Below are 24836 nucleotides of genomic sequence, written 5' to 3'. Positions count from 1 at the left end.
CATGGAGAAACTCCGCACTCTGCTCCACGGCATGAAGAATAAAGGATATAAAACCTACAAACAGCTACAAGGGACCTATAACTTCCACCGCTTTCAGCTCAGTATCGACCATGTTCAAGGTGATCCCTTCGCTCTACCGTCACGGATCAGCGTGCAACTCTCAGGGGATCAACACGGGATTCCGCCGCTCTTCTGGGAGAAGCGGATTCAGCAAACGGCACTGGAAGACTTCCTCGGGCGGGCGATCCATACCGCGATTAAAAAACATGTCAAAGGGGGGCGGGGGACCGGACGCAGTGGCGAGATGGAAATTTCTATAAACGGGCAGCAGGTCCTTCAGCGTAATGCGGTGCTGTTAGATGACCAGCAACTTGAAGCCCGATTACTGTTTGCATTACCCGGATCCGGACGTTCAATTCTGGCTGATGAAGCCGCCACGATGTTTTTCACCGAACTGCCACAGATCATCGACGAAAGTCTGATATCGACACAGAACTCTCTCCTGAAGATGAAGCAACACATCGACCAGATCGAAGATCAAGACAATTTGCGGGGACAACTCAAACAGCTCAATGGCGTGGCTTTTATCGCCGACGGATCAATCCTTCCCCGCCACAGCGGCATTGATGACCATCCGTTGATTGATGGCGTCCCCTTTAAAGCCCCGGAAGAACTTAAGATCAACGTCAAACTGCCACATCGTGGATTGATCTCCGGCATGCTCATTCCCACTGGCGTCACCCTAATTGTCGGCGGTGGTTTTCATGGGAAATCAACCGTGCTGCATGCCCTTGAACGGGGGATCTATAACCATATCCCAGGAGATGGCAGAGAGTTGGTGACAACCACCGCCTCGGCAGTAAAGATCCGCGCCGAAGATCACCGGACGATCAACCATGTCAACATCAGCCCTTTTATTGCCACCCTCCCCGGCAAGCGGACGACTGAAAGTTTTTCAACTGACAATGCCAGTGGCAGCACATCACAGGCCGCTAATATCATCGAAGCTCTCGAATGCAACTGCACATGCTTACTGATTGACGAGGATACCTCGGCGACAAATTTCATGATTCGTGACCAACGCATGCGCAAGCTCGTCCCAGACAATCAGGAGCCCATCACCCCATTGTTGTATCGAATTCGTGAACTCTACGAAAACAAGGGAATCTCAAGTATTATTGTCACGGGTGGTTCTGGCGATTATCTGGCGGTGGCCGATCGGGTTATTATGCTGGATAACTATCAACCCTTTGATGTCTCAGAAAAAGCGAAATCTATCGCGGGCAGAAAACCTATGCCAGCAACACCACGGATGCCATTCAAAACCGGACAACAACGACAGGTTGATTTAACCATTCACCCCTTGCCACGACAGCGCGAAGCAAAAATTCAGGTCCGCGAGCAAAGACTGTTAGAGTACGGTCAGAAAAGAATTGATCTTTCCCAAGTTGAACAACTTCTCGACAGCGGTCAGACTGAAGCCATCGGGCGCATCCTCCTCTGGTGCCACCGACACCACCCAGAACAAAAACTCGGAGTCCTGGACACCTTGCAACAGGCGGTTGAACAGGTTGAGCAGCAAGGGCTCGACATCTTGCTACCGTGGAAAGCTGGACATCTAGCACTGCCACGACTGTACGAAGTTGTCGCGGCCGCCAATCGGCTCCGTCCCGGAGCTGAAAAGGGCGTTTAATCCTGACCGCCACTGATTCTATCCTTGTCCCGACTGCTTGAAACTGTTAAACAAGATGGCGATAAGCATTTTGGTCATCATCAACCTGGACTTTACCATGACGTTTACCCCCAAAATTCTCAATTTTCTTGATCGTACTGGCTTTCGTCTGTTAATTCTGGCTATTCCAGTGGGGATTGTCGCTGGGTTCGGAGCTCTGGCTTTCTACTTCGCCACCAACAGTGTCGAACATTTGATGTTGGGAAAAATCGGCAACTTTCATCCCCCATTGGAGGGGACTCCAGAAAGCTCTTTTACCCATTTTATCGATAGCCTTTCTTTCCCCTACCGATGGTGCCTATTCTTGCTGCCAGCTTTGGGTGGGTTACTTTCAGGTTGGCTGGTTTACACCTTTGCTCCCGAAGCAGAAGGACATGGTACCGACGCCGCAATTGAAGCCTTCCATCGCAAAGGGGGGGTGATCCGGGGACGGGTTCCCATTATCAAAACATTCGCTTCGGTGATTACGATCGGCACTGGAGGTTCAGCCGGTCGTGAGGGTCCTATCGCCCAGATTGGTGCCGGGTTCGGCTCTTTTATGGCGACAAAACTTGGCCTCTCAGCTCAAGATCGACGACTGCTACTGATGGCCGGAATGGCTGGCGGAATTGGCGCCACGTTCCGCTCCCCTCTCGGTGGCGCTCTGTTTGCCGCCGAAGTCCTCTATCGGGACCCTGATTTTGAACATGAGGGGTTAATCCCGTGTATTATTTCATCGATTATCGCTTACTCCCTATTCGGCGCAATCACGGGCTGGGCTCCGCTACTGGACACCCCGTTATTTCTCTTCAATAAACCTTCAGAGCTGCTGTTATATCTGGGCCTTGGAATCATTTGTGCTCTGTTCGGCGTCTTCTATGTCAAATTTTTCTACGGTATGCGCGATCTGTTCCGTCAACTGGCACTGCCCAACTGGCTGAAACCCGCCCTGGGGGGACTACTCCTGGGCATCCTGGCCATGTTCGTGCCACAAGTCCTGGGTTCAGGCTATGGCTGGGTTCAAGCCGCCCTCTACGGCCAAATGGCCCTTTGGGTGATGTTGGTTGTCGCCATCGCTAAAGTCGTTGCCACCAGTCTGACTATCTCTTCGGGTGGTTCGGGGGGAGTCTTTGCCCCCAGCCTTGTCATTGGTGCGATGTTGGGGGGAACCTTTGGTGCAACCGCAGAAATTCTCTTTCCGATGTTAGTACAGGATCCACGCGCTTATGTCCTGGTGGGGATGGCCGGTTTCTTTGCTGGGGTTTCCAATGCGCCTGTCGCGACCCTGATCATGGTCAGCGAATTAACTGGAAATTACAGCTTACTGGCACCGCTGATGCTGGTCTGTGTCGTCGCCATGATCGTCATGCGCAAGAACAGTATCTACGAGAAGCAAGTCGCTAGCCGCTTTGACTCACCGGCTCATCTCGGTGACTTTGTTATCGATATTCTCGAAGGGGTTAAAATTCAGAGCATCGCCGCAAAGGGAAGCAAACCGACCCTGATTCCAGAAGGGATGACTCTGCCCGATATTCTCGATAAAATCGCTCCGGCAAAAACCAGTTATTACCCGGTCGTCAATGCCGAGCAGCAGATGGTGGGAATTTTCTCCATGACCGATATTCGCCGTATTCTCAACGATGATATTCCCCCAACCTTGGTGATTGCCGGGGACATCGCCACCAGAAATGTGATTACGGCGACCCCGGATGAATGCTTGACCGATGTCATGAAAAAATTGACGGCACGCAATCTGGACGAAATTCCAGTCGTTGCGACGGATACCCCGCAACAAGTCCTGTACATGATGTCGCGGCGTAGCTTACTGGCACATTATGCAGAACAGATGGAAAAGACCAAAACGGACTATCAAAGAACCTGAGAAAAGTTCTTTGTATTTATCAGATCACCTAACCGAAGGATTATAACAAATGAAAGCGTACGACTTTATCGTCATTGGTGGGGGCATCATTGGTTTGGCAACGGCTCGACAATTACAACAACAGTATCACGGGGCAAAAATTGTCGTCCTTGAAAAGGAAAAAGAACTCGCCAGCCATCAAACCCGGCATAACAGTGGCGTCATTCATGCTGGAGTCTATTATGCCCCAGGCAGCTTGAAAGCCCGTTTTTGTCGTGAAGGAAATCTTGACACCAAGCAGTTCTGCCGCGAACACGATATCCCCTTTCGCGAAACCGGCAAGCTCCTGGTCGCAACTGATGAGCAGGATGCTGTGCGGATGCAAGATCTGCTGGAGCGTTGCCGGAAGAATGAGATTAAAACCGAAGTCTTCGATCAGCAACAGTTGCACGAATTTGAACCCAATGTCGTTGGCGTCGCTGCGACATGGGTTGCCTCATCGGGGATTGTCGACTACGAACAGGTAGCACAAAAGCTGGCTGAACAAATCCGTTCTGCCGGAGGAGAGATCTACCCTAACTGTCGGGTCACCGGATTGTCAGAGAGCGCTGATATGGTGGTTAAAACCACTTTGGGAACCTTCTCCGGCCGTTTTCTGGTCAGTTGTGCCGGCCTCTATTCTGATCGCATCATCCAAATGCTCGGCCAACAACCAACCTTTAAAATTCTCCCTTTCCGTGGTGAATACTTTCAACTCCCAAAAGAGAAAAGTCAGATTGTCACCCACCCGATCTACCCGATTCCCAATCCGGACTTGCCATTTTTGGGCATCCACCTGACTCCGATGATAGATGGCACCCTGACTGTCGGCCCCAACGCCACTCTGGCATTAGCGCGCGAAGGTTACAGCCGCTGGAAAATCGACCTGCACGACTTGATAGAGATGCTCAGCTACTCAGGCCTCTACCGCTTGGTGATGAAATATCCTCTGCCAACTTTGATGGAATTAAAAAATTCACTCTACCGTCCCGGATATCTAAAACTTGTCAACCGTTATTGTCCTCAAGTCACTTTGAGCGATTTACGCCCCTATCCTGCCGGGGTCCGGGCGCAAGCAGTTAAGGCCGACGGGACCACATTGGATGACTTTCTCTTTGTTGAGAGTGAACGCTCTCTGATCGTTGGCAACGCACCATCACCAGCCGCAACCTCAGCAATGCCGATCGCCCGGCATATTTGTGATAAGGTGTCGAAGCTGATTGCTTAAAATTTCTGATGCCACATTTCAGTTACAGTGACCAGTCGGAGGCTGAGAAATACCGTATTCCCAGCCTCCTGTTTCAAGCTATTGCCCCCTCAGCGCAGTCAATCAAGGCAGCCATAATCATCCTCAGATAAGGATCAATACGCGTGAAAATTAAATGGAAAATCATTTCTTTAGTCATGCTGATTGTATTTGCCGGGTGTGCGACATTCATGATCCTGATCGTTTCTCAGGATAAAAGAAATCTCGATGCCGAAATCGCCCAAGAAATCAAAAGTATCAAAAGTATTGTCAATCTGCTGGAAAAGGAGAAATATCAAACTTACCGCCGCCGGATTCGAAGCTTCGTCACTGATAACAGCGCTACCCAAGATTCTCTTCTGACCGCATTCGCACATCAAAACCGGGAGGTCTTACTCACCAGAAGTCAACCTATTTTTAACCATCTACAACATGCAAACCCTTATTTTTCTACTCTCTCCTGGATCACATTAGACAATCGGAATTTCCTCCGGGTGCATCGCCCGAATGGACTCTCTGATGACGATATCAGCACCATGCGTCCTGACATTGTTACCGCAAATGCAAGCCATTCACAGATTGCCAGCTATATGGTTGCCAAAACCGGATTGCAGTACCGCATTGTACAACCAGTTGATTATGCAGGAGAACATGTCGGTGCGGTGCAGTTTGGCATTGACACAAAGTTGTTACTGGATTCCATTGAGGAACAACTGGAGATGCCTGTGGCTTTGGTCATCTCCCGCAACAAAGCTCAATTTATCACTAACGCCAAAACCCCTTCATGGCACAATTCAACCCACACTATATATGCTAGCCAACGGAACATCCTTCAAACTCCGGGCAAAGAAGTTGACTGGTCTCTTGACATCCAGAGAATCATCCTCCAAGACAGGAGCTACCGCTTCGTCCGCGTTTTTGACTTTTTAAATTACTCACATGAACCACAAGGAAGTCTGTTTGTTGCCATTGATACAACTCTCCGCGAGATAAGCCTTTCGCAAAATATTTGGTTGATGACTCTTATCAGTGCCGCCGGGCTATTCTTCTCTTTTATCATTCTTAACCTCAGCTTTAATAAACTGGTGGGAACCATTGAAACACTCAACAATAAACTACAAAAAAGCAATAAGGACCTTGAGACGACAGTCAGGCTACGGACGGCGTCACTTCAACGTAGTGAGGAGCGATTTAAAAACCTCTCAGGTCTGACTTTTGAGGGAATCATCCTGCATCAGCAAGGGGTTGTGTTAGACGTCAATGAATCATTTCTGGAACTATCCGGCTACAACCGAGATGAACTCATTGGCAAAAATCTCATTGAATTAGTCGTCCCGGAGGATCAGCAGGAGATTGTCAGAAACAATATTGACTATGATCTGCCGGCACTTTACGAAATTTTGGCACGTAAAAAAGACGGAACCATGGTCCCGGCGGAAATTCAATCCAAAAATGTCAAGAATGAGAGGGGACATTATCGGGTGACCGCCGTCCGGGATATCTCCCAACGCAAGCAGATTGAAAGAAAGTATGAAATCCTCGTCCAGGGGGTCAGTATGGGAATTGCTCTTGCTGATGCTGAAACCGGTGTCATTGTTGAGTGTAACGATGCCCTCATGAAAATGCTTAAGCGGGAACGGCGCGAATTAATTGGTCAGACGCAATCAATTCTCCACCCGAACCAGACAATGAGCGGAGACCTGACCGCTGCATTTGTGCAGCATCGCGATACCGTCCCCCAATACGCGACCCGTAACCAGCTGCTAACCAAGGATGGAAAACGGATTGAGGTTGAAATCAGAGCTCATACGATTGAATACGATGGTCGGAAAATGATGCTTGGCCTCTTCCATGACGTTACAGAACAATTGAAACTGGAAGAACAATTACGACAAAAATATAAAATGGAAGCGATTGGTGTGATGGCGGGAGGGATCGCTCACAATTTCAATAATTCCCTGGCTATTATTTTAGGCAACCTGGAAATGGCTCAACGAAAATTCTCCCAACCAGAGAAAGTTAGGAATTTCATAGAGAATGCCAAAATAGCCACATTGCGTTCTCGTGACCTGGTGACCCAAATCATGACCTACAGCCGTAAAGGGATCAGCAAGAAAGATAAAGCCCCCCTGACCTTGGTGACAAATGAAATCCAGAAATTGATCGGCTCAACGTTGCCAACAACCATCAACTTCAACATTGTCACCTCCTCGAAAGCTTCAGAGTACAGGGTCAATGTTGATCCGAGCCGCATTCATGAAGCATTGCTGAACCTGTGTAACAACGCGGTACAGGCGATGGATGAAAAAGGCGACCTCACCATCACCGTGCAGGATGTCCCCTTGCGCCAACAAGATATTCCGGCGCAATATCCAAATTGTCATCCGGGAGACTATATCAAGCTCAGTGTTCAAGATACTGGTTGCGGCATGGAACAGGAGACCATTTCACGAATTTTTGATCCCTTCTTCACCACCAAAGAGGTTGATAAAGGAACGGGAATGGGACTGGCCTCGGTGCAAGGAATTATGGACCAACATCATGGTCTGATAAAGGTACGGAGTACCCCTGGACACGGGAGCACCTTTGAGCTCTATTTCCCCGTGTTTGATGGCCCCTCAATCGCGCATCAAAAGGTATTGGAGGATCCCCCTCAAGAAGGGACGGAGTCAATTCTGCTCATAGACGATGATCAAATGATCATTGAACTCGGCGAGCAGATGCTCAAAGAACTTGGCTATCAGATCACGACAGCGTCATCCGGGGCGGCTGCTTTGCAGTTGATAGAGGACAAGCCGCATCGCTTTGAATTGATTATAACCGACCAGACAATGCCAGAAATGACGGGTCAAGAGCTGGTTCAGAAAATCAGGAAAATGAATCCACAGGTGCCAATCATCCTGTCGACCGGGTACAGCTCTAAAGTCGCCAAAGAGGATATCCAAAAGTTTGGATTTTCGGCATATTGCCGTAAGCCACTGTGCCTCAATGAGCTGGCGAAGGTGATAAGGGAATTACTTGATACGTAAGGCGATAACCACCCTTGCATGCAAACGGGCAGAAATTATTTTTCTGCCGATTGGTCACGCAAGCGGCGGAAAATATCACGATACGCACGGCGATCATCATGATGCTGAACCGACCGCGCCAACCGGGAGATGGTGTTGCGATCAATATCAGGCATTAATTCAAGCATCTCGGCGAAAGCAGCGGCAAAACTATCGACATCACAGAGTCGGTCTCGCAATTTTTCCAGTTGGTGAAATTGCTTTTTTTCACCCCGCGAAACTTGATCGAGCCCCTCTAACTGCAGCAGCAGATTGTCCAAAGCCCCTTCTGACTTACGTATCATTCCTGCCAGGTGTTTCAGTTGGCGTCGCTGTGAACTGAGTCCTTTGGTTGTACGTGCCAGCTCAGCTTCTTTAGCAATCTCGACAGGAAGATCAAGCTGGGCAAACTGCTTGTCCGTTAAATTTGTGATCTGAGCGGCAATTTCCTCAATCTGTTTTGCCTGCTGCTTTTTTTTGGTGCGGCTCAGGGGCAGATTATCTGCTGCAAATTCATCCATTTTTATGTCATATCTCCAAATTATAATATTCATTTAAATCGCCGACAAAGACACATGAGGAGTTGAGCAAAAATAACCGTGCCGCCAGTCGGTACTATTGATAACCCCGCAAACCTACCCTGAGATCATGAGGAGGGTCAATTGAGAAAATTCCTGCCTGACTATCAGTTTTTTGTTATGATTCAGTTGATAATCAGGCTAGGGGTTCATCAATGACAACTGAACCAACCGCCCACAGGCTTTGCAACCACTTAATCTCTAGCTGAGAAGTTCAATTTGATGCAATATTCTCTGGTCAGCGTTAAACAAAAATTAAAGTTGGATCGTTTATGAATAATAAGGAATTGGCACGCTTACTCCGATCACTGGCCGATGGTCAGATCAGTGTTGATGATGGGGTCGAACGGCTGAAACAGCTGCCATTTGAAGACCTTGGCATTGCCCAGATTGATCACCACCGCACCCTTCGACAGGGGGTTCCAGAGGTTGTCCTCGGGGAAAGAAAAAGTTTGGAACAACTGCGAATCATTGTTGCCGCGATGGCCAAGCAGGATCAGAATATTCTTGTCACCCGCCTGGATAATGAAAAAGCAACCGCACTTTGTAACCAGTTTCCGGAGGCAGAGTACGATATTGATGCCCGTACTTTTTGCCTGATTCAACAAAAAACAAAGATCACCGGCCAAGGTAAAATTCTGGTGATCTGTGCGGGGACATCTGATATCCCTGTTGCTCGCGAAGCAGCGATAACCGCCAGAATGCTTGGCAATGACGTTGAGGAACTGATTGACGTCGGGGTTGCAGGGATTCATCGTTTGCTGGCCCGCCAAGAATTACTCAATGAAGCCGCGGTACTGATTGTCATCGCTGGAATGGAAGGGGCCTTACCTTCTGTGGTTGGAGGGTTGGTCGCGGTCCCGGTGATCGCCGTCCCGACGTCGGTGGGGTACGGGGCCTCTTTTGGAGGGATTGCCGCTTTGCTCGGGATGCTCAACTCCTGTGCCAGCGGCGTGACGGTTGTCAACATCGACAATGGTTTCGGTGCAGCTTTTGCGGCAAATAGGATTAATCAGAAAAAGAATTAGTGACAATCAACGATAAAACACAAAGACACTGAAAAAGGCAAAATATCTTGTTTTTTTCTGTGTCTCTGCGGTCGTAATTCAAGAGGACATAACTTATGAAAACTCTCTACCTTGATTGCTTTTCCGGAATCTCCGGTGACATGTTTCTCGGCCTGTTGCTGGACCTTGGTGTCGAACAACAAGCCCTGGAGCAAGAGCTGGCGAAACTACCAATCAGCGGATATAAACTTGATGTTGGCCGCGAACAACGACATGGCATTGAAGGGATCCGATTACAGGTGGGATGCGAAGAGACGCACCATCACCGCAGCTGGAGTACCATCGATGCAATGTTAGCTGAGAGCAATCTGCAAACATCAGTAAAACAACTTGCTCGCAACTTTTTCCGGCGCCTTGGAGAGGCTGAAGCCCAGGTTCATGGAATTGATATCGATCGGGTTCATTTTCACGAAGTTGGCGCCGTCGATGCCATTGTTGACCTGGTCGGTTCGGCAATCGGCTTACACCTCCTAGGAGTCACAAAAGTCCTTTGTTCTCCCCTGCCCCTTTCACGCGGCATGAGTCATTGCGCACATGGAGCATTGCCACTACCGGCCCCGGCAACCCTGGAAATATTACAAGGAAAACCTGTCTACGATAGTCACATTGAGAAGGAGCTGGTCACCCCCACCGGAGCAACAATTGCGGCGGAATTAGCGGAGTTCGGTCCTTTGCCCACGTTCTCTCCGGAAAAAACCGGCTACGGTGTCGGCGGCTGGGAACTTGAAGACCGTCCCAATCTGCTGCGCGGCATCCTGTTTGAAGATCATGTCGCCAGTAATGTGACGGATAAAGTCCAGATTCTTGAAAGTAACATTGATGACTCAACCCCAGAACAACTCGGCAACTTGATGGAATTGTTATTATCAGCTGGAGCTTTGGACGTCGGTTATCTCCCGTTACAAATGAAAAAAAATCGACCAGGTCAGCTGCTGACGGTCATCTGTCGTCCACAGCAAGCAACACAATTAGCGACCCTGATAATGCGAGAGAGTAGCGCAATCGGTGTCCGCAGTAGCGACTGTCATCGCTATTGCCTCAACCGGCGCAGCAAAAAAGTGATGACCGAGCTTGGAACTGCTCAAGTAAAATTAGTTTATGAAGGGTCACAGTTTCTACGCCTCAGTCCCGAGTATGATGATTGCCTAAGGCTATCCCGGGAAAGTGGGCAGTCATTGCAACAGATTTACCGACAGGTCGAAACAGCGGCCTACGAACAGTTGGACCTTAGCAGCGAGGAGAGCTCTGATGACCGATGAAAATCAAATAGAGACTGGGGGTTACCGTAAGTTAGTTTTATTTTTAAGCAGTAATGGTGGCCTCGGTTATGCCCCCATAGCATCGGGAACCTTTGGCACTTTAGCCGGAATCCCTGCATTTTATTACCTCTCCCGGTTTTCCTGGCCGCTACAGCTACTCACCCTTGTTGCCATCCTCTTTTTAAGCTTCTGGGTCTGCGATGTTGCCGGAAAATACTATAACGAAGCCGATGATGGACGCATTGTCATTGATGAACTGGTAGGCTTTCTGGTCACCACCGCCTTCCTCCCCTTTTCCTGGTCAACAGCGATCCTTGCTTTTATCTGGTTCCGGATTTTTGATATCGTGAAACCACCCCCGGCGAGTTGGTTTGACCGGGAGATGAAAAACGGCCTCGGGGTCACATTGGATGATGTTATGGCTGGGATCTACGCGGCGATCTTGCTGCGTGTATGTCTGGCCCTTTTTTCCTAGTAAAGGTAGGCCTGGTGCCTGTCCAGTTCACGTTTCGGAGTTCTACATGCCCCCCTTTGACATCGCCATATTGACCACAGGAGACGAACTCCTCAGCGGAGAAATCAGCGACAGCAACACCAGAACAGTTGCCGAAATCCTCTCCACTTACGGTTATCGACTCCGCTGCTCCCTGTCGGTTCCAGATCAGGAAAAAGAAATTGTCGCGGCACTGCAATACCTGATGAGTCACGTTCAATTCATCATCGTGACCGGTGGACTGGGTTCCACGGGTGATGATCGCACCGCCCGGGCGGCAGCAAGAGCCCTTGGCCAACCACTGGTGGTCAACGATGTGGCGCTGGAACTGATAAGAGAATGGTTTGCACAACGCAATTTCTCGATGGAGCCCAACAACGAAAGACAAGCGCTGTTACCGCAATTGGCGCAGCCGCTTAAAAACCCGTTGGGCACCGCCCCCGGATTTCGACTACAACATCGAAACGGTTGCGAACTTTTCTTTCTGCCGGGGGTTCCAGCAGAGATGCAGGCCATGTTCAAACAATCGGTGTTCCCCGTCCTCCAGCAGAAAATGCCCAACGTCAGTCCACGGCAGCAACGTACGTTTAAGCTATTTGGTCTGTCAGAACCAAAAATTGACCAGCTGATTCCTTACCAACAACTGCCCGCAGGAGTTGATGTCGCCTTTGCCCTCGACTTTCCATTAGTGCTCCTCAAACTGAAAGCAACCGGGAAAGATGCAGCATCGAGTCTTGATCAAGCAGAAGCTCTAGTTCTTAATAAACTGGGAGACTATGTGATCGCCAAAAATGGTGAGACCCCCGAAGGCAATGTCAGTAAATTGCTCAGCAATGCCGGCTTAACCCTGTCTCTCGCAGAATCATGTACTGGTGGCCTGCTGAGCGCAATGCTCACCAGTCAACCCGGAGCCTCAGCCTTTCTGGAACGCGCGGGGGTCACTTATGCCGACTCGGCCAAACAGGACTGGTTGAACGTCCCGGCGTTACTATTACAGCAACATGGCGCCGTCAGTGAAAACTGTGCTCGAGCCATGGCCAGTGGGCTAAGACAGAACACGCGGACCGATTTATCGCTGGCAATCACCGGAATTGCAGGTCCGGGTGGCGGTACGGCAGAAAAACCGGTGGGCACTGTCTTCATCTCCTTGGCCAGTGCCAGCGGTGTACATGTCAAGAGGTACACTTTTTCCGGAGATCGCAACCAGATTCAGCGGATGAGCGCGACAATGGCATTGGAGTGGTTGCGCCGTTTTACCTTGCAACAGATGGAAAAATAGCCGTCACAGAAACAATATTGCCTCGACAGCAGCAAAAAAAAGTTTTAATGTTAGCCTTTGAGGGGGGAAATAATTCCAAATAACTCTGCAATCAGACCCGAGTCAAACCTACGACTTTTTCTGTCACATTGACATGAGACATTTCGGGGAGAGTTAATAAATTAAACGATAAAACCATTTAAAATAACGATAGAAAAACGGGAGGAAAAATGTCTGACGAAAACCGTAACCGTGCCCTAGACTTAGCCATGGGACAGATCGAAAAACAATTTGGCAAAGGCAGCATTATGCGCCTTGGCTCTGATTTTCAGATGCCTGCCGTTGAAACTATTTCCACTGGTGCCCTGAGCCTCGACCTTGCACTGGGAGTCGGCGGAATTCCCAAAGGACGGATCATTGAGGTCTTTGGCCCAGAATCTTCTGGTAAAACCACCCTCGCCTTGCATATTCTTGCCGAAGTACAGAAACAAGGAGGAGTTGCAGCATTTATTGATGCGGAGCATGCCCTAGATATCCAGTACGCCCAAAACCTTGGCGTTAAAGCGGATGACCTCTTGATCAGTCAGCCAGACACTGGTGAGCAAGCGCTGGAGATCACTGAAATGCTGGTTCGAAGCGGCGCTATTGATCTGCTCGTCATTGATTCAGTTGCAGCTCTCACACCACGCGCTGAAATTGAAGGGGAAATGGGTGATTCCCATATGGGACTCCAAGCCCGCTTAATGTCCCAGGCCCTACGAAAATTAACCGGCATCGTCAGCAAATCCAATTGCACCATCATTTTCATCAACCAGATCCGGATGAAAATCGGGGTGATGTTCGGCAACCCTGAAACCACAACCGGGGGCAACGCTCTGAAGTTCTACTGCTCTGTCCGGCTCGATATCCGGCGCATCGCCTCCCTTAAGCAAGGGCAGGATGTGGTCGGCGGCAGGACCCGGGTCAAGGTGGTCAAAAACAAAGTTGCTCCCCCCTTCAAGCAAGCTGAATTTGATATTATGTATGGAGCTGGCATCTCTCGTGAAGGGGACCTTCTCGACCTTGGCGTCGACAACGATATCGTCGAAAAAAGCGGCTCCTGGTTCTCATATAAGGGCGAACGTGTTGGTCAAGGGCGTGAGAATGCAAAACAATACTTAAAAGAACATCCTGAAATCACCAATGAAATTGACGCCACCCTTCGTGAACTCTATGGCGTTGGAGCCGGAGAAACCAAGCCTGAGACAGGAACCGATTAACATACCTAAATTGTAAAGTGGAAGAGGATATAATCATGAATTTAAATGACATTCTTGGCATGGCTCTTAAGTCAAATACCTCGGATATCCACCTCAAAGCTGGACTACCACCGGTCTACCGTATCGACGGCAATCTTCGTCCCCTGCCAAAAGCGCCGAGACTGACCGCTGAGGGTGTGCGTAACATGTGCGTCGCGATAATGAACGAGCGACAGTTGGCGACATTTGAAGAGGCGAACGAAGTTGATTTGGCCTACGGGGTTCCGGGACTGGGCCGTTTTCGGGCCAATGTTTTTATGCAACGCAATTCTGTCTCAGCGGTGTTTCGCGCCATCCCTTTTAAAATTCCGACACTTGATGACTTGTTGATGCCGCATATTTTAAAAAAGATCGCCGAAGAGCAGCGGGGGTTAGTTTTAGTTACCGGAGCGACTGGATCAGGGAAATCAACAACCCTTGCCGCCATGATCGACTATATCAACAGTCATCGAACAGCTCATATTGTCACTGTTGAAGATCCGATCGAATACTTGCACCGTGACCGCAAGTGCATTATCAACCAGCGGGAGGTCGGGTTTGATACCGCAGGCTTTGCCCCAGCGCTCAAAAGTTCTCTCCGTCAAGATCCCGATGTCATTCTGGTTGGCGAAATGCGGGATATAGAGACAACCGAAACAGCTCTGGCGGCAGCGGAAACCGGTCATCTGGTCTTATCGACACTACATACCGTGGATGCTCCGGAAACCATTTCACGAATAGTCTCCATGTTCCCACCGCATCAGCACCGTCACATCCGTTTACAGCTTTCTAATGTCCTTAAGGGGGTTATTTCCCAGAGGTTGATTCCACGAATTGAAGGGACCGGGAGGGTTGCAGCCGTTGAAGTCATGGTTTCAACCGGTCGAATTCGCGAATTGATCGATGATCAGGAAAAAACCCTCCTTTTAAGAGACACCATTGCCAAAGGTTATACGACCTACGGGATGCAAACCTTTGATCAAGCGCTGATGGATCTGGTCAAGAGAAAGATCATCAGTTACGACGAGGCGCTACGGCAAAGCTCTAACCCGGATGACTTTAAGCTCAAATTTTCTGGTATTGACTCGACCTCTGACGCTTCATGGGGCGAGTTTGAGCGTGGCAAAGATCAAGAAGAGATAGACGCCCAGACAGAGGAAGCTGAAGGACTGGACGACGATGGAAAAATCGAAGTCGAAAGATTCTAAATCTTTTGCCGCGGCTCTGCGGGTCCTTAGCCGGCGTGACCGAAGTGAAACCGAACTGCGACAAAAACTTGAGCAGTTCGGTTTTTCTCTATCGGCCATCGACACGGCGATAGCGAAATGTCGGGAGTACAATTACTTAAATGACGAACGCTACGCGCTGGAGCGAGCCCGCTCATTCATGCGCAGTGGTCGTGGTGTGGGCGTCAAAATCATGTTTGATTTGCGCCGACGCGGAATTGATGAACTGACTGCGCAGCATGCGGTGGAAGCTGCTGCCGCTGAATTTTCACCGACACAAATTCTCCATGAACAACTCAACCGTCGCTTTCCAACATTCAATTATGATACGGCAAATGCCCAGGAACGACGCCGCGTGGTCAGCTTTTTCCAGCGCCGCGGCTTTGGCCTTGAGGCTATTTTTCAGGTGGTCAAGCAAAACCAACTTGACCACTAGAAGTAGTGACGTTACCCGCTGAAGACCGTAAACAAAACCACCTATTCATTTTATAAATCCATAACATTGTGTTCATTAAAAATATCAATTTGACATGGTCGTTCCTATCCCCTATTCATAACTTCTATTCAAAAATCACTTATGTGATTTAAAAACATTTTTCACAAATATCATCGTTAAAACTGTTAGTTAAAGCAGGTTTTCCCCTGGCCAGAACTTCGAAAGATAGCAATCATAATGGATTTTCCTCACGGCATCAATCAACCTAAAGCCATCAGACCCGCTCTCCTTGAGCAGTTACAACAGATCTCCTCCACCTGCACCCAATGTGGTGCCTGTGTCAAAGACTGCACGTTTCTGACCCATTATGGAAATCCCAAAAGCATTGCAGACAACTACAATCCAGAGCAGCAATCCTTTTTGCGCCTCCCCTTTGAATGCAGCCTGTGCAATCTATGCACTGTCGTCTGCCCTAAAGATATTAATCCATCAAGAATGTTTCTGGAAATGCGTCGAGAGACTTTTGATCGGGGTGCAGCGGACCTGCCTGAACATCGTGTGCTCCGCCGCTATGAAAAAGTCGGGACCTCGAAACGTTTCACCTGGTACGCGTTTCCAGAGAATTGCGATACCATTTTCTTCCCTGGTTGCGCCCTGACAGGGACCCGACCGCAAATAACCTTGCAGACCTATGCTCTGCTGCAGAAGACGGTCCCTAACCTCGGAATTGTCCTTGATTGTTGCACCAAACCATCTCATGACCTCGGTGACAGCGACCACTTCAATGCCATGTTCGGCGAATTGAAGGGGTATCTGTTAGACCATGGGATCAAAACGGTACTAACCGCCTGTCCCAACTGTCTTGAAGTCTTTACCCAGCATGGTAAAGAACTCAACACACGCAGCATCTACGATCTCTTAAACGAGATTCAGCAACCGTCACCTGAAGCACAGCAAGTGGCAGGAATTATCAGCATCCACGATCCATGCATCTCTCGCTGTCGTACGGCGACTCAGGACTCGGTCAGAGCGCTGATCACCAACATGGGGTTGCAGATTGAAGAGCCTTCGCACAGTCGACAAAAAACCCTTTGTTGCGGAGCGGGAGGGGGAGTTGGCTGTCTCGCGCCAGAAAAATCGGAGGCGTGGACCCAACAGCGCGTCGATGAAGCGGGTGAACATCGCATCGTCAGCTACTGCGCCAGTTGCACCCACACCTTTGGGGCTCACGCCCCTAGCAGCCACGTACTCGATCTGCTCATCAGCCCTGAAAAAGCGATGCAGAATAAGATGTCCGAATCCAAGCCGCCGTTCACCTATCTCAACCGTCTCAAGGTTAAAAAGCACCTACAGCGCAATGTCGCCGCGGCCGTCACTCGGGAACGGATATTACCCAGCGACACGCAGATGCGAAGCCCAATCCTAAAAAAACTGGCGATCCTGACACTCTTGGTGCTGGCCTTTTTTACCGCTCGTAGCAGTGGTGCCATGGAGTATCTTGATCAGGACAAGCTACAGACACTAATTCAAAGTTACGGAGCTCTAGCTCCAATTGTTTACATGTTGATTTATACCATTGCCCCAAGCCTGTTTATACCGGGGATCCCCATTGCAATTGTCGGTGGAATCCTATTCGGTCCATTCTGGGGGGTTGTTTACACCATAACCTCTTCAACTTTGGGGGCCAGTCTTGCATTTTTGATTTCTAGATATTTGGCTCGTGACCTGATCGAACGACGCCTGCAAGGGTCTCATTGGCAACAGTTAGAACAACGGGTGGAAAAAAGTGGTTGGAAAATGGTCGCCTTAACCCGTCTGATCCCCCTGTTCCCATACAATCTGTTGAATTACGCTTTCGGCCTGACCAAGATCAAGTTCAGCCAATATGTTCTTGCCACATTTCTATTTATGTTGCCTGGTTGTATTGCGTTTATCACTTTTTCCAGTTCGCTACCAGATCTGCTGCAAGGGCATATTTCCCCTGCTTTTAAGGTCGGACTCGCCCTTGTTATCGGCGTTTCACTGCTACCAATGGGTTATAAATGGATTAAAAGATTCCGAGGACAAACGGCAGAATAGCTGTCAAAAGACAAGTGATCGATATGTCGCAGATAGTCAATAACGGTGCAATTCACAGATTAACCAACAGGCTCTCCAGCCCTCCAGGGCGATGGTGCTACCACCTGTTGAAGCTGGTACTGGTCATTGTCTTTCTCTGGTCTGGTATCTCCAAAGCGATCCACCCGCTGCAATTTGCTGAAATTATCGGCGCCTACGGGTTACTCCCTGAGGTGTTGATATTTCCTGTTGCTATCAGCTTGATCTCTCTGGAGATTATTGCCGCTATTGGACTGATTTTTGACAAACGTGGATCCCTGTCTTTAATAACCCTGATGATGATTCTCTTTATGGGAATCTTAATCTACGGTATCACTCTCGGGCTCGACATAGATTGTGGCTGTTTCGGCCCAGAAGACCCTGAAGCTGAAGCATTCCACAATTTGCGTGGGGCACTGTATCGCGATTTTTCACTTATGTTCGCCATTGTCTACCTGTACTTATGGCGTTTCACTAACCGCCTGACACCGTCCCCATGGTGGGGACATGGCGACAACCAAGCACAAACCAAGGAGGTTTAACATGCTGCGCAACCGATTCATCACTTCTCTTTGTCTTCTAGGGGCTCTCTGCCTGTTCAGTTCACCGGCTTTGAGCTTCGATAACAAGTTTGAAAAAGAAGTTAAAGCGGAACAACAAGCGGTCAAATTATTGCGCGAAGTCCAACGCGGAGAATACGGTATTGTCACCACCGCTGAACTGAAAAAATGGCAGGACGATGGCAAAGAGATGTTGATCATTGACACCATGCCTCTGGAGGAAAGCTATAAAAAAGCTCATGTTCCCGGCGCAAAGCAGTTTTTATTTCCCATCCCTGACATGGTCACTTGGGACGAAAAGGAAACCGCAGGGCAATCGATTCAAGATTATGAAACGTTGTTGGGACCAGACAAAGACAAGCTGATCGTCGTCTACTGTGGCTTTGTCAAATGTACCCGCAGCCATAACGGTGCCGTCTGGGCGAAAAAACTAGGCTACACCAATGTCTATCGTTATCCCGGCGGTGTGTTTGCCTGGAAAGGGGCTGACTACCCGATAGAGAAAAATTAGGATTTAGACAACAGAGAGGTACTGTAGCTTTTTGCTTCGGTTTCCTCTCTGTTTCTCTTTAAACAAGAGATCACTGCGGCTTCATTCGCTTCTAGAACATAGTCAACAACAGGCATCCAACCCGAACCTCAGTTTAAACTCTTTTCAAATCACCCATCTTCGATTAAGATCCCAGTCTCATAAATATTCTACCAACACTCTGTGCCTTGGTCATTAATACTGAAAGGTTGCTACAAATGATTTCTGGAAATGAAATACGTGCCCGTTTTATTCAATATTTTAAAGATCGGGGCCACACCCCGGTTTCTTCATCGTCTCTGGTTCCCCACAACGATCCGACCCTGCTGTTCACCAATGCGGGGATGAACCAATTTAAAGACTGTTTTCTCGGTGATGAAAAACGTGCATATTCACGGGCAGTGACCTCTCAAAAATGTGTGCGTGCCGGTGGCAAGCATAACGACCTGGAAAATGTCGGTCGGACCGCCCGGCATCATACTTTCTTCGAAATGCTCGGCAATTTCTCCTTTGGTGATTATTTCAAAAAAGAGGCCATCGCCTACGCTTGGAAATTTTTGACCGAAGAGATGGAGCTGGATAAAGACCGTCTCTATGTTTCGGTCTACACCGACGACGATGAAGCTGCAAACATCTGGCATCATCAGGAAGGAATCCCCCGGGAGCGGATCTTTCGCTTTGAAGAGGATAACTTCTGGTCCATGGGTGATACCGGCCCCTGTGGCCCCTGTTCAGAAATTTTCTACGACAACGGCCCGGAAGTGGGCTGCGGTTCACCCACCTGTACCGTTGGTTGTGACTGCGATCGCTACATGGAGATCTGGAATAACGTCTTCATGCAGTTTGACCGGCAACCCGATGGCACCCTGATTCCGCTACCAAACCCTGCTGTTGATACCGGCATGGGTCTGGAGCGACTTGCTACGGTGATGCAGGGAGTACAATCCAACTATGATACCGACCTGTTTCGCATCATCATCTCCTATATTGAAGAGCTGGCACACAAAACCTACGGGGACAATGAGGAAGATGACGTCTCCATGCGGGTTATGGCTGACCATAGCCGTGCCACAGCTTATCTGATCGCCGACGGCGTCCTCCCCTCCAATGAAGGGCGCGGATACGTACTCCGCCGTATCATGCGTCGTGCCATGCGTCACGCCAAGATGCTCGGTTTTGAAAATCCAATCCTCTTTAAAACAGCCATTTATGTTCTCGATTCGATGGCTGTCGCTTACCCGGAAGAGGCAAAGCGGAAAGATTTTGTCGCTAAGGTGGTGCAAAACGAAGAAGAACGGTTTATTCAGACCCTTGGAAATGGCTTACGGATACTTCAGGACGAAATTGCCCAGTTATCAGCAGCAAAGCAGAGCATCATCCCCGGAGAAATCGTCTTTAAGCTCTATGACACCTACGGATTCCCAGTTGACCTGACGGCTGATATTGTTGAAAAAGACGGTTACACCCTCGATGAAGAAGGCTTTGCCGCCTGTATGGAAGCGCAACGGGCCAAAGCCCGAAAACATTGGAAAGGTTCTGGTGAAGAGGCCGTCTCAACCATCTACAAGCAGCTGGTTGATCAAGGGATTCGAACCCAATTCTCAGGCTATTCAAAGCTGGAAGATCAAGGGGAGATCCTCTCTTTGATCCATCAGGGAGAGGTAGTTAACGAATCCGCCTGTGGTGAAACGGTCGAAGTTATCTCCTCAACAACCCCTTGCTACGGCGAATCCGGCGGGCAGGTCGGGGATACGGGAGAGATCAGCACCCCTGAGGCAACCTTGCGGATTATTGAAACTAGAAAACCGCTGCCTGAACTCTATGTCCATAGGTGCGAGGTGGTCACTGGAGCCATCAAGACCGGGGACAAGGCCACCATTAAGGTTAACGCAGAACGGCGACAACAGATCGTCCTTAACCACACCGCGACACACTTGCTCCAAGCCGCACTACAGAACCAGTTAGGACAGCATGTTAAACAAGCGGGATCGCTGGTCACCCCGGAACGGCTCCGGTTTGATTTCACCCATTTTTCACCGGTATCGGTCGAAGAATTGCAGAAGGTTGAAGATGAAGTCAACCAACAAATTCGCGCCAATGCTCAGGTCGAAAGTCGTGAAATGAGCGCTACAGCGGCACAGGAAGCCGGGGCCATGGCTCTCTTTGGCGAGAAATATGGTGATGTCGTGCGCGTCATCAACGTTGGCAACTACAGCATGGAGCTTTGCGGTGGAACCCATGCCAGCGCTGCTGGCGATATCGGCCTGTTCAGGATATTGAGTGAAAGTGGAATAGCAGCGGGAGTGCGCCGGATTGAAGCAACAACCGGAGCAACAGCACTGGCACAGGTGCAACAACAACAACAGTCCCTACACCGTATCGCAGAGCTGGTCAAAAGTGATCCGCAAAAACTCGAACTGCGGGTACAGAAACTTTTGGAACAGCAAAAAGAGATGGAGAAAGAGATCGAGCAACTCCATGCCAAGGCTAACGCTGACCGTAGCGGTGAATTGATCAATAAAGTACAACAGGTTGAAGGTCTCAAATTACTTGCGGTCAAGATCCCGGAGACAGATGGTAAAGGCCTGCGTGAATTTTCTGATCAGCTGCGGGAAAAACTCGGCTCAGGCATTTTGGTTCTGGTCTCCGCAGCCGCTGGTAAAGTCTCCCTGCTAGTCGCCGTCAGTAAGGATCTGATCGGTCAAGTCAAAGCAGGAGATTTGATTAAACCTCTTGCAGAGATTGTTGGTGGTCGTGGTGGAGGTCGTCCAGAACTCGCCCAGGCAGGCGGGTCAGAAACTGATAAAATTGAGATGCTCTTACAGGCCGCACCAGAACAACTCAAGAAGATGTTAGGATAGAGCAATAAGATTTTTTCTGCATCGATAAACAGTGAGAAGATAGACATTTCTGCTTGCTACGCTATATTTATCAAGGGCACATGTTAAGGGAGGGGATAGAGAGAGCTAAAACGCATGACTTTTGCAAACCGCAATCAACGACCACAACAAAAATCACTTCTGTGCGTCGACGATGAACCCATCATCCGCGAACTCTGTGTCGATGTTTTAAGCGATTATCATGTGTTGGAGGCGAAAGACGGGCTAGAAGCCGAAAAAATCCTCAAAACCTTAGAGGTTGATATTGTCCTTAGCGATGTCAAAATGCCTAATCTGGATGGCTTGGGGCTATTAAAGAGCATTAAAGAGCAATACCCTGACCAGGCTGTGATTTTAATGACGGGCTATTCAGATCAGGACTTGATCCTCCAGGCTTTAAAAGCGGGGGCTGATGACTTTATCAACAAACCGATTAATATCCTGCAACTCAGCACTACGGTCGAAAAGGTTTTTGAGAAACAAAAGATCCGCCAAGAGTTGGCCGATTTAAAACGGACGGAACAACTGAAAAATAATTTTCTGGGGCTCATCTCCCATAAATTAAAGACTCCTGCGACGGCCATCTCCCTCTTCATCCAAAACATCGCTGAAGGGATTGAGAGCCCCGAAGATGAAAACTTTCAGCAGATGATCACCATGGTTCAAGCAGAAACCGCCCACCTGGAACAACTGATTCAAGATCTCCTCTATTTTAGCGAAGCCACCCTCACTGAAGAAACGTCAACCCTCGAAGCAGTCGATCTTGGGGCTCTTGCTGACCGCGTCTCCCTCTCCTTGCAAACAGCAGCACTACATTCCGGTGTGACTCTTGAAACCAACATTGATCCACATCTAGCACAAAAACCGTTGATGTTGAACGCCCAAAGAATCAGTTTTGCCATTCGTGCCTTGCTTGACAATGCCATCAAGTTCACCCCTAAAGGGGGTGCAATCCAGCTCACCGCAAAGGTTGATCAGCAACAGATAACCTTGCTGATTAAAGACGATGGGATAGGGATATCGCAGCAAGAACTGGCAAAAATTTTCAATAAATTCTACCAGATCGATCCCGAGCATACCGGTCAGGTTCGCGGCTTTGGTCTCGGTCTCTACTATGCCCGTGAGTTCATCAGAAGCATGGGAGGACAAGTCTACGTTGAAAGTCAGCCAGGTCAAGGTGCCACTGCAACTATTGAGTTTCCCCTATAGGGCTTAAAGCCCCGAACTTCTCAACAATTTCCCGGTTATATTTCGCTTTAAATCTTTATTATCCGCCCCTTTTTATGTTATTTGTTATCATTTGTTGCTGTTGCACGATGACCTATATTTTATTGGAGTTGTCTATGTTTAAAGGAACAACAATCTGCTGTGTTCGCCATAACTCACAGGTCGCTTTGGCCGGCGACGGTCAGGTCAGTTTAGGCAATACAGTCATGAAGCATAATGCCCGAAAAATTCGCCGCCTATATCAAGGACAGGTGTTAGCAGGTTTTGCTGGCAGCACCGCCGATGCATTCACCCTGTTTGAAAAATTTGAAGCTAAGCTCCAAGAATTTGAAGGCAACCTCACTCGCGCTGCCGTTGAGCTCGCCAAAGACTGGCGTAGTGACAAGGTGCTACGGCGTCTGGAAGCGCTGCTGATCGTGGCTGACAAAGACCTCAGCCTGGTTATTTCTGGAGCAGGAGATGTCATTGAACCCGATGATGGCGTTGCCGCCATTGGTTCCGGCGGGAGCTTTTCTCTGGCCGCAGCGCGGGCTATGATTGCCCACAGTGACCTCGATGCAGAGAGGATCACCAAAGAAGCTCTTAACATTGCCGCCGACATCTGTATTTACACCAACAAAATCATTTCCGTTGAGGTTCTTAAGTGAATAATTTCACCCCGAGAGAAATCGTTTCCGAACTTGATCGCTATATTATCGGCCAGAATGACGCCAAGCGCGCCGTTGCTGTTGCCTTGAGAAACCGTTGGCGTCGGCAACAGGTTCCAGCTGAGTTACGCGATGAGATTGCCCCTAAAAATATTATTATGATCGGTCCTACCGGTGTCGGTAAAACTGAAATAGCCCGGCGTCTGGCTAAACTGGCACAGGCTCCATTTATCAAAGTGGAAGCCAGCAAGTTTACCGAAGTTGGTTATGTTGGTCGTGACGTTGAAAGCATGGTGCGCGATTTGCTGGAGCTCTCCATCCATATGGTCAAGGAAGAAGAGACCCAAAAGATGAAGATCAAAGCGGAAGCCAACGCCGAAGAGAAGCTGTTGGATCTTCTCCTTCCAGGTGAAACTGACCGTTCTCCCGACAAACAGGAACAACGCCAACACACCCGTGATCGCCTGCGCAAGCTATTACGCCTCGGGGAACTGGAAGAACGCTTTGTTGAGCTGGAGATCGAAGTGAGCAGCATGCCGGCGATGGGAGTATTTACTCCGCAGGGCAACGAGGAAATGGGGATGAACATCAAAGAGATGTTCGGTAATCTCTTCCCGAAAAGTTCAAAAAGAAAACGGATCAAAGTCAGTGAAGCACGTGAACAGTTGATTGAATCTGAAGCTGAAAAGCTGATTGACATGGAAAATGTGACCACTTTGGCGCGTGAGCGCACCGAGCAAAACGGCATCATCTTTATTGATGAAATCGATAAAATTGCCAGCCGCGAAGGGGGCCATGGCCCCGAAGTCTCTCGCGAAGGGGTGCAGCGGGACATCCTCCCCATCGTCGAAGGGAGCACTGTCAGTACGAAACATGGCTCTGTCAAAACGGATCATATCCTGTTTATTGCTGCGGGGGCGTTTCATACCGCCAAGCCATCGGATCTAGTCCCTGAGTTGCAAGGACGATTCCCCATTCGGGTAGAACTGCAGAGTCTGAATGAAGATGACTTCTATCGCATCCTTACGGAGCCTAAAAACGCTTTGATCCGTCAGTATAAAGAATTGCTGAAAACTGAATCTATTCGGTTGGATTTTGATGACGAGGCGATCCGTGAAATCGCCAAGATTGCCAAAACGGTTAATGATCGCACCGAAAATATCGGTGCCCGGCGCTTGCACACAATCCTTGAAAAGCTCCTGGAGGAACTCTCTTTCACGGCTCCGGAACTGACTGAGAATAAAGTCAATGTCACCGCTAAAGAGGTGCAACAGAAGCTCTCCGAAATCAGTCAGGATGAGGATTTGTCACGCTACATTTTATAGTCATATCAGGCCAACTCTGGATTGCCTTACCGCAGATAACGATTACGCGCTAAGGGCGAGGACAAAAGTTGCCC

19 protein-coding genes are annotated in these 24836 nt (G+C 49.1%); 18 read left to right on the top strand and 1 reads right to left on the bottom strand.

Annotation, left to right across the window (positions count from 1 at the left end; all coding sequences use genetic code 11):
- The first annotated feature begins 1 nt into the window (after position 1).
- The 4 genes from BLU87_RS01775 to BLU87_RS01760 all read left to right on the top strand — a co-directional run bounded on the left by BLU87_RS01775 (position 2) and on the right by BLU87_RS01760 (position 7886).
- Positions 2-1693: an ABC-ATPase domain-containing protein gene (locus tag BLU87_RS01775; RefSeq protein WP_092344212.1), complete on the top strand. Its 1692-nt coding sequence runs from the start codon at positions 2-4 to the stop codon at positions 1691-1693.
- Positions 1694-1748: 55 nt separating this feature from the next.
- Positions 1749-3593, top strand: coding sequence for a chloride channel protein (locus BLU87_RS01770; protein WP_245706325.1), 1845 nt, complete (start codon positions 1749-1751; stop codon positions 3591-3593).
- A 49-nt stretch (positions 3594-3642) separates the two neighbouring features.
- Entirely contained in the window at positions 3643-4839 is a 1197-nt protein-coding gene (lhgO, locus tag BLU87_RS01765; protein WP_092344210.1) for an L-2-hydroxyglutarate oxidase, read from the top strand.
- Positions 4840-4982: 143 nt separating this feature from the next.
- On the top strand, positions 4983-7886 hold the full coding sequence (locus tag BLU87_RS01760; RefSeq protein ID WP_092344209.1) for a PAS domain S-box protein: 2904 nt from the start codon (positions 4983-4985) through the stop codon (positions 7884-7886).
- Between the two features lie 35 nt (positions 7887-7921).
- Here the strand turns inward: BLU87_RS01760 and yjgA are convergent, their stop codons facing one another.
- Positions 7922-8425: a ribosome biogenesis factor YjgA gene (gene yjgA, locus BLU87_RS01755; RefSeq protein WP_175498236.1), complete on the bottom strand. Its 504-nt coding sequence runs from the start codon at positions 8423-8425 to the stop codon at positions 7922-7924.
- A gap of 329 nt (positions 8426-8754) precedes the next feature.
- Between yjgA and larB the strand changes: the two genes are divergently transcribed.
- From larB to hslU, 14 genes are all read left to right on the top strand, one after another.
- Complete coding sequence (gene larB / locus BLU87_RS01750) at positions 8755-9510, top strand: nickel pincer cofactor biosynthesis protein LarB (RefSeq protein WP_092344207.1); 756 nt, start codon at positions 8755-8757, stop codon at positions 9508-9510.
- A gap of 95 nt (positions 9511-9605) precedes the next feature.
- The gene (larC, locus tag BLU87_RS01745; RefSeq protein WP_092344206.1) at positions 9606-10808 is read left to right on the top strand and encodes a nickel pincer cofactor biosynthesis protein LarC; all 1203 of its coding nucleotides are present in this window, start codon (positions 9606-9608) and stop codon (positions 10806-10808) included.
- Positions 10798-11283: a phosphatidylglycerophosphatase A family protein gene (locus tag BLU87_RS01740; protein ID WP_092344205.1), complete on the top strand. Its 486-nt coding sequence runs from the start codon at positions 10798-10800 to the stop codon at positions 11281-11283. Before larC ends, BLU87_RS01740 begins: the two co-directional genes overlap by 11 nt.
- Positions 11284-11329: 46 nt before the next feature.
- Positions 11330-12580 carry a CinA family nicotinamide mononucleotide deamidase-related protein gene (locus BLU87_RS01735; protein WP_175498235.1) on the top strand — a complete coding sequence of 417 codons (1251 nt, stop codon included), beginning with the start codon at positions 11330-11332 and terminating at the stop codon, positions 12578-12580.
- A gap of 209 nt (positions 12581-12789) precedes the next feature.
- On the top strand, positions 12790-13818 hold the full coding sequence (gene recA / locus BLU87_RS01730; protein ID WP_092344203.1) for a recombinase RecA: 1029 nt from the start codon (positions 12790-12792) through the stop codon (positions 13816-13818).
- Positions 13819-13853: 35 nt separating this feature from the next.
- Positions 13854-15044 carry a type IV pilus twitching motility protein PilT gene (locus tag BLU87_RS01725; RefSeq protein ID WP_092344202.1) on the top strand — a complete coding sequence of 397 codons (1191 nt, stop codon included), beginning with the start codon at positions 13854-13856 and terminating at the stop codon, positions 15042-15044.
- The gene (locus BLU87_RS01720) at positions 15016-15498 is read left to right on the top strand and encodes a regulatory protein RecX (protein ID WP_092344201.1); all 483 of its coding nucleotides are present in this window, start codon (positions 15016-15018) and stop codon (positions 15496-15498) included. The genes BLU87_RS01725 and BLU87_RS01720 overlap by 29 nt, the downstream gene beginning before the upstream one ends.
- A gap of 237 nt (positions 15499-15735) precedes the next feature.
- A complete protein-coding gene (locus BLU87_RS01715; RefSeq protein WP_092344200.1) occupies positions 15736-17577 on the top strand; it encodes a VTT domain-containing protein in 1842 nt (613 codons plus the stop codon).
- Positions 17578-17600: 23 nt separating this feature from the next.
- Positions 17601-18137, top strand: coding sequence for a MauE/DoxX family redox-associated membrane protein (locus BLU87_RS01710; RefSeq protein WP_092344199.1), 537 nt, complete (start codon positions 17601-17603; stop codon positions 18135-18137).
- 1 nt (position 18138) lies between these two features.
- The gene (locus tag BLU87_RS01705) at positions 18139-18666 is read left to right on the top strand and encodes a rhodanese-like domain-containing protein (protein WP_092344198.1); all 528 of its coding nucleotides are present in this window, start codon (positions 18139-18141) and stop codon (positions 18664-18666) included.
- 239 nt (positions 18667-18905) lie between these two features.
- A complete protein-coding gene (alaS, locus tag BLU87_RS01700; protein ID WP_092344627.1) occupies positions 18906-21545 on the top strand; it encodes an alanine--tRNA ligase in 2640 nt (879 codons plus the stop codon).
- Positions 21546-21659: 114 nt separating this feature from the next.
- Positions 21660-22772, top strand: coding sequence for a hybrid sensor histidine kinase/response regulator (locus BLU87_RS01695; RefSeq protein WP_092344197.1), 1113 nt, complete (start codon positions 21660-21662; stop codon positions 22770-22772).
- 134 nt (positions 22773-22906) lie between these two features.
- Positions 22907-23437, top strand: coding sequence for an ATP-dependent protease subunit HslV (gene hslV, locus BLU87_RS01690; protein ID WP_092344196.1), 531 nt, complete (start codon positions 22907-22909; stop codon positions 23435-23437).
- On the top strand, positions 23434-24762 hold the full coding sequence (hslU, locus tag BLU87_RS01685; protein WP_092344195.1) for an ATP-dependent protease ATPase subunit HslU: 1329 nt from the start codon (positions 23434-23436) through the stop codon (positions 24760-24762). The genes hslV and hslU overlap by 4 nt, the downstream gene beginning before the upstream one ends.
- The last annotated feature ends 74 nt before the right edge of the window (positions 24763-24836 follow it).

It is taken from the genome of Desulfuromusa kysingii (genome assembly GCF_900107645.1).
In the GTDB taxonomy this organism is placed as follows: Bacteria; Desulfobacterota; Desulfuromonadia; order Desulfuromonadales; family Geopsychrobacteraceae; genus Desulfuromusa; species Desulfuromusa kysingii.
This window is presented reverse-complemented; position numbering and strand designations above follow the sequence as displayed.

Excerpts from the sequence above, each read along its gene's own strand:
- BLU87_RS01710 (WP_092344199.1), top strand. The coding sequence starts at position 17,601 with ATGTCGCAGATAGTCAATAACGGTGCAATTCACAGATTAACCAACAGG.
- BLU87_RS01735 (WP_175498235.1), top strand. The coding sequence starts at position 11,330 with ATGCCCCCCTTTGACATCGCCATATTGACCACAGGAGACGAACTCCTC.
- BLU87_RS01725 (WP_092344202.1), top strand. The coding sequence starts at position 13,854 with ATGAATTTAAATGACATTCTTGGCATGGCTCTTAAGTCAAATACCTCG.
- BLU87_RS01705 (WP_092344198.1), top strand. The coding sequence starts at position 18,139 with ATGCTGCGCAACCGATTCATCACTTCTCTTTGTCTTCTAGGGGCTCTC.
- lhgO (WP_092344210.1), top strand. The coding sequence starts at position 3,643 with ATGAAAGCGTACGACTTTATCGTCATTGGTGGGGGCATCATTGGTTTG.
- larB (WP_092344207.1), top strand. The coding sequence starts at position 8,755 with ATGAATAATAAGGAATTGGCACGCTTACTCCGATCACTGGCCGATGGT.
- BLU87_RS01770 (WP_245706325.1), top strand. The coding sequence starts at position 1,749 with ATGGCGATAAGCATTTTGGTCATCATCAACCTGGACTTTACCATGACG.
- recA (WP_092344203.1), top strand. The coding sequence starts at position 12,790 with ATGTCTGACGAAAACCGTAACCGTGCCCTAGACTTAGCCATGGGACAG.
- larC (WP_092344206.1), top strand. The coding sequence starts at position 9,606 with ATGAAAACTCTCTACCTTGATTGCTTTTCCGGAATCTCCGGTGACATG.
- hslV (WP_092344196.1), top strand. The coding sequence starts at position 22,907 with ATGTTTAAAGGAACAACAATCTGCTGTGTTCGCCATAACTCACAGGTC.
- BLU87_RS01715 (WP_092344200.1), top strand. The coding sequence starts at position 15,736 with ATGGATTTTCCTCACGGCATCAATCAACCTAAAGCCATCAGACCCGCT.
- yjgA (WP_175498236.1), bottom strand. The coding sequence starts at position 8,425 with ATGGATGAATTTGCAGCAGATAATCTGCCCCTGAGCCGCACCAAAAAA.
- BLU87_RS01695 (WP_092344197.1), top strand. The coding sequence starts at position 21,660 with ATGACTTTTGCAAACCGCAATCAACGACCACAACAAAAATCACTTCTG.
- BLU87_RS01720 (WP_092344201.1), top strand. The coding sequence starts at position 15,016 with ATGGAAAAATCGAAGTCGAAAGATTCTAAATCTTTTGCCGCGGCTCTG.
- BLU87_RS01775 (WP_092344212.1), top strand. The coding sequence starts at position 2 with ATGGAGAAACTCCGCACTCTGCTCCACGGCATGAAGAATAAAGGATAT.
- BLU87_RS01740 (WP_092344205.1), top strand. The coding sequence starts at position 10,798 with ATGACCGATGAAAATCAAATAGAGACTGGGGGTTACCGTAAGTTAGTT.